Source organism: Gemmatimonadaceae bacterium (genome assembly GCA_019752115.1).
Classification (GTDB): Bacteria; Gemmatimonadota; Gemmatimonadetes; order Gemmatimonadales; family Gemmatimonadaceae; genus Gemmatimonas.
This window is the reverse complement of sequence record JAIEMN010000036.1, coordinates 1-4384: the sequence shown is the minus strand read 5'-3', so window position 1 is coordinate 4384 and position 4384 is coordinate 1. Positions and strand designations below refer to the sequence as shown.

Sequence of the window (4384 nt, the reverse complement as noted above, 5' to 3'; positions counted from 1 at the left end):
TGAACGGCGAACGCCTCGGCATCGACGTCGAGCGGTTGGCCGTCGGCGGCGACAGTGCCGGCGGCAACCTCGCAGCCGTGTGCGCTCTCGTCGCCCGCAACGAGGGCTTTCCGAACCTCAGGCTGCAACTGCTCATCTACCCGTGTGTGGCGCCCGAACCCGAACTGCCGTCGCATTTCAAGTTCGCAGAGGGCTACCTGCTCACCCGCAAGAGCATGACCTGGTTCTACGCGCAGTACTTGCGCTCGTCGAAGGACATGCAGGACTTCCGCTTCGCCCCGCTCATCGCTGACGACCTGACGAATCTCGCGCCGGCGTTCGTGCTGGTGGCGGGCTACGATCCGCTGCGGGACGAAGGCGTGCAGTACGCAGCGCGGCTCATCGAAGCCGGCAACCGAGTCACGCTCGTCAACTACGAGGGCATGATCCACGGCTTCCTGCTGATGCTGGGTGCCGTGGATGCCGCGAGTCGCGCGGCCGAGCAGGCGGCAAACGCGCTGAAGCGCGCGTTCGCCACCTGACTTGAGGTTCCCCGGATAGGCCTTCGGCCTCTGCCCCCAAGGGGGGCCGGCCCGGCGCGGGTTTGAGGCGCCCCCCCGATATGCCTTCGGCCTTTCCCCCAAGGGGGCCGGCCCACTTGGGGCGGCCCGGCGCGGGCTAATCCGTCAGCCTTTGTCCAGCCCCGCCTGGGCGCGGGCCTTCACCGCGAAGTCCTCTTCCGGCGAGTAGACCAGGCTCTTGCGGCCGATGAGCGCGAAGTAGATCACGCCCACGGCGTACCAGATCGCCACGCCGATCACGCCGCCGCGGTAGGTCGGGTCCTGGAACTGCATGTAGAGGGTGACCGCAGCGATGACGACCACGATCCAGCCGCCGAGCACGCCGAACGGACTGCGGTACGGGCGCTCGATGTTGGGCAGCCGGCTGCGCAGCAGGATGAATGCAATGGCCTGCAGCGCATACGAGATCATCGCGCCGAACACCGCCATGTTGAGGAGCTGCGCGCCGATGAACGCGCCGGCCCCTTCACCCTTGATGAGGTACACCGACATCATCACCGCGAAACCGAGCACCGCCCCCGCGATCAAGGCCACGTGCGGTACCTTGCGCGTGCCATGGGTTTCCGACAGTTTGGACGGGAAATATCCGGCACGCGACAACGAGTAGATCTGCCGGCCGAACGCGAAGATGATCGTGTGGAAGCTCGCGATCAACCCGATCACCGCACACAACGACAGCAGCTTCGCCGCGCCGGTGCCGTACAGCGCGCGGAAGCCGTCGAGCAGAGGCTCGCCTGAGCTGCCGAGGTAGAAGGCACCGCTCGCGACCGGGTCGCCGCCCTTGACCGGAATGCTCGAGTTGAGGAAGAGCACCATGAAGGCCGAGAAGAGCAGGGTCGCGATGCCGAGCAGCAGGCCCTTGGGCATGTCGCGCTTCGGATCGTGCGACTCCTCCGCGGCGAGCGGCAGTTGCTCGATCGCGAGGTACAGCCATACGGCGAATGGCATGGCTGCGAGAATGCCCTTCATCCCCAACGGCAGGAACGCGCCGCCACCCTCGGCGAGTTCGATGAGGCTGCCGTCATCCCCCACGCCGATGTTGAGTGCCCAGCGGGAGAAGTCGAGCTGTCCCGAGAAGATGGCGCTCGCCCAGAAGATCGCGAGCACCGCGAGGGCCAGCAAGGTCACGAGCACCGACACCTTGAACGACAGCTCCACCCCGATGAGATTGAGCCCCACGAACAGGATGTACATCCCGATCCACCACAATGGCTGGATCGACTCCGGTGTCTCGAAGATGCCGCCCAGATACGCGCCGATGAAGAACACGATCACCGCCGGGGTCAGCACGTACTCGATGTTCTCCGCGAGGCCCGTGACGAAGCCACCCCATGGCCCCATCGCGCTGCGTGCGAACGAGTAGGCGCCGCCCGTGTGCGGCAAAGCGGGCGACATCTCGGCCAGGCAGAAGCACAGGCAGACGTACATCAGCCCGATGATCATGGCGGCGAAGAACAGGCCGCCGAATCCGCCCGCGGCCAGCCCGAAGTTCCAGCCCGAGAAGTGGCCCGAGATCACCGCGCCCACCCCCAGGGCCCACAGTGACCATACGCGCGCGTGTTTTCGCAGCTCGCGCTTGGCGAAGTAATCGGCGCCGGCTTCGTGATACTCGACGTTGCCTACTTTCCTCTTTTCCATTTGCCATAGTCTCCTGTATGGGTTGGAACGGGTCTTCCGTGGCGTTATCGGGCTTGTCGACTGCACCCCTTGGTGGGACCGCCCCGGAGTATGGGTGAATGCGCCCGCCCCTAGCAACCGCTGCCATGCCGCGAGGGTATGATCGTGGCGACAAGTCGATCACGACGAGGAAGGGGAGAGGATGGCCACGCTGTCGGGAAAGATCGCCTGGGTGACGGGGGCGGGAACGGGTATCGGGCTGGCGGGCGCGCAGGCGCTGGCGGACGCCGGCGCGACGGTGGTGATGTCCGGGCGTCGCGCCGACGTACTGGAGTCCGAGGCCGCCAGGCTCAAGGCGAAGGGTGCACGGATCGAGACGGAGGCGCTGGACGTGAGCGATGCGGACGGTGTTGCCAAGGTGGCCAAGGCCATCCTGGGCCGCCACGGTCGTGTCGACATCCTCGTGAACAGCGCAGGCCTCAACGTGCCCACGCGCTTCTGGAAGAACCAGACGATCGCCGGTTGGAACGAGGTGATTCGCGTCAACCTCGACGGCAGCTACTACTGCATCGCGGCCGTGTTGCCGTCGATGCGCGAGCGCAAGGACGGCCTGGTGATCAACATATCGTCGTGGTCCGGTCGCTTCGACACCTACATGACCGGCCCGGCCTACAACGCCGCCAAGCACGCGGTGATCGCCATGACGGCGCACCTGAATCAGGAAGAATGCATCAACGGCATTCGCGCCTGTGCCATCTGCCCGGCGGAGGTCGCCACCCCGATCATGGACAAGCGGCCGATCCCGCCGTCGGCAGAAGACCGCGCCAAGATGCTGCAGCCGGACGATCTCGGCCGCACCATCCGTTTCGTGGCAGAGATGCCGCCGCACGCCTGCGTCAACGAGATCCTGATCAGTCCCACATGGAACCGGATCTTCCTCGGGGCCTCGGACCTGAAGCGCACCTGAGCGCCCGCACGAATGCGAAGCGCCTTGGTCTCGCGCTGCTCGTTTGGGCATTGCTGCTCGGCAGCATTGCGCAGGACGCCGCTGCGAACGACGCCGACCCGCGGCACTGGCTGCTCCAGACCGGCATCTACGGGCGTCACTACGGCTCGCGCCCGGACCTCAACGAGGACTACCGCTACCTCGGCCTCGAATACCACTGGGTCACGCGCTGGCTGGTCGGTGCCGCCACGTTTCGCAATTCCTTCGACCAGCCGAGCCAGATGCTCTACGGCGGCAAGCTCTGGCGTCCCCTCGAGGAACGGGCGCCGCTGCTGCACGTCAAGCTGGTCGGCGGCCTCGTGCATGGCTACAAGGGCGAGTACGACGACAACATCCCGTGGAACGAGTACGGGATCGCGCCCATGGTACTGCCCACCGTGGGCGTATCCGGCAAGCGCTTCACGACCGACCTGGTGTTCTACTATCGTGCCGGTTTTCTGGTGACGGTAGGCGTATTCTTCTGAGTCGATGCGACCCGGACGCATCGACCTGACCTTGAGACGGGAGGAGTGATGGCGACAAGAACGCTGTTCAGGAACGTCAACATACTTGATTGCACCGGAGCGCCGCCTTTCGCGGGTTCGGCACTGATCGAAGGCAATCGCATCAAGGCCGTGGCTCCGCAGGGGACGCCCATCGCGGCTGAAGGGGCCACCATCGTCGACGGCATGGGGGCAACCTTGATGCCGGGGCTCATCGAATCGCACTCGCACCTCACGTTTCTCGACACCTCCGATCTGGAATCGCTCGGGTTCGTGCCGCCGGAAGAGCACATCCTGCGTTCCGTCAGGAACGCGAAGAAGATGCTCGACCAGGGCTTCACGGCCTGCAACAGTGCGGCGGCGGCCAAGGCCCGGCTGGACATCGTGCTCCGCAACGCCATCGACGCCGGCGATTTCCCCGGGCCGCGGACGCTCGCCGCAAGCCCCGAGCTGGCACCGACCGCAGGCCTGGGCGACGTACGTCTGCGCCACATGCATCGCGAAACCTTCGCCATCGTCTGCGACGGGGCGGACGAGTTTCGCAAGACGGCGCGCGAGATGGTGCGAGAGGGCGTGGATACCTTGAAGATCAATCCTTCGGGTGACGAGTTCGTGCCGCATGCCCGTGCCCACCAGACCGTCATGACCGAGGCGGAGATCGCTGCGGTGTGCGAAGTGGCCCAGATGCACGACAAGCGGGTCGCGGCCCACTGCCGGAG

The 4384-nt window shown here is 65.7% G+C and carries 5 protein-coding genes; 4 read left to right on the top strand and 1 reads right to left on the bottom strand.

Annotated elements, in window-relative coordinates; genetic code table 11:
• The coding region (locus K2R93_16655; GenBank protein ID MBY0491469.1) for an alpha/beta hydrolase at nt 1–521 on the top strand (521 nt) is incomplete at its 5' end.
• Nucleotides 522–665: 144 nt separating this feature from the next.
• On the opposite strand, the gene K2R93_16650 is transcribed toward K2R93_16655, so the two are convergent.
• Nucleotides 666–2264 (bottom strand): amino acid permease, encoded by a 1599-nt coding sequence (locus tag K2R93_16650; GenBank protein MBY0491468.1) that lies wholly within the window; start codon nt 2262–2264, stop codon nt 666–668.
• A 115-nt stretch (nt 2265–2379) separates the two neighbouring features.
• Here K2R93_16650 and K2R93_16645 point away from each other — a divergent pair, with 115 nt between their 5' ends.
• The 3 genes from K2R93_16645 to K2R93_16635 form a co-directional block, all read left to right on the top strand.
• On the top strand, nt 2380–3144 hold the full coding sequence (locus K2R93_16645; GenBank protein MBY0491467.1) for an SDR family oxidoreductase: 765 nt from the start codon (nt 2380–2382) through the stop codon (nt 3142–3144).
• A complete protein-coding gene (locus tag K2R93_16640; GenBank protein ID MBY0491466.1) occupies nt 3099–3647 on the top strand; it encodes a hypothetical protein in 549 nt (182 codons plus the stop codon). Before K2R93_16645 ends, K2R93_16640 begins: the two co-directional genes overlap by 46 nt.
• Nucleotides 3648–3695: 48 nt before the next feature.
• A partial coding sequence (locus tag K2R93_16635; GenBank protein ID MBY0491465.1) for an amidohydrolase family protein occupies nt 3696–4384 on the top strand: 689 nt, incomplete at its 3' end.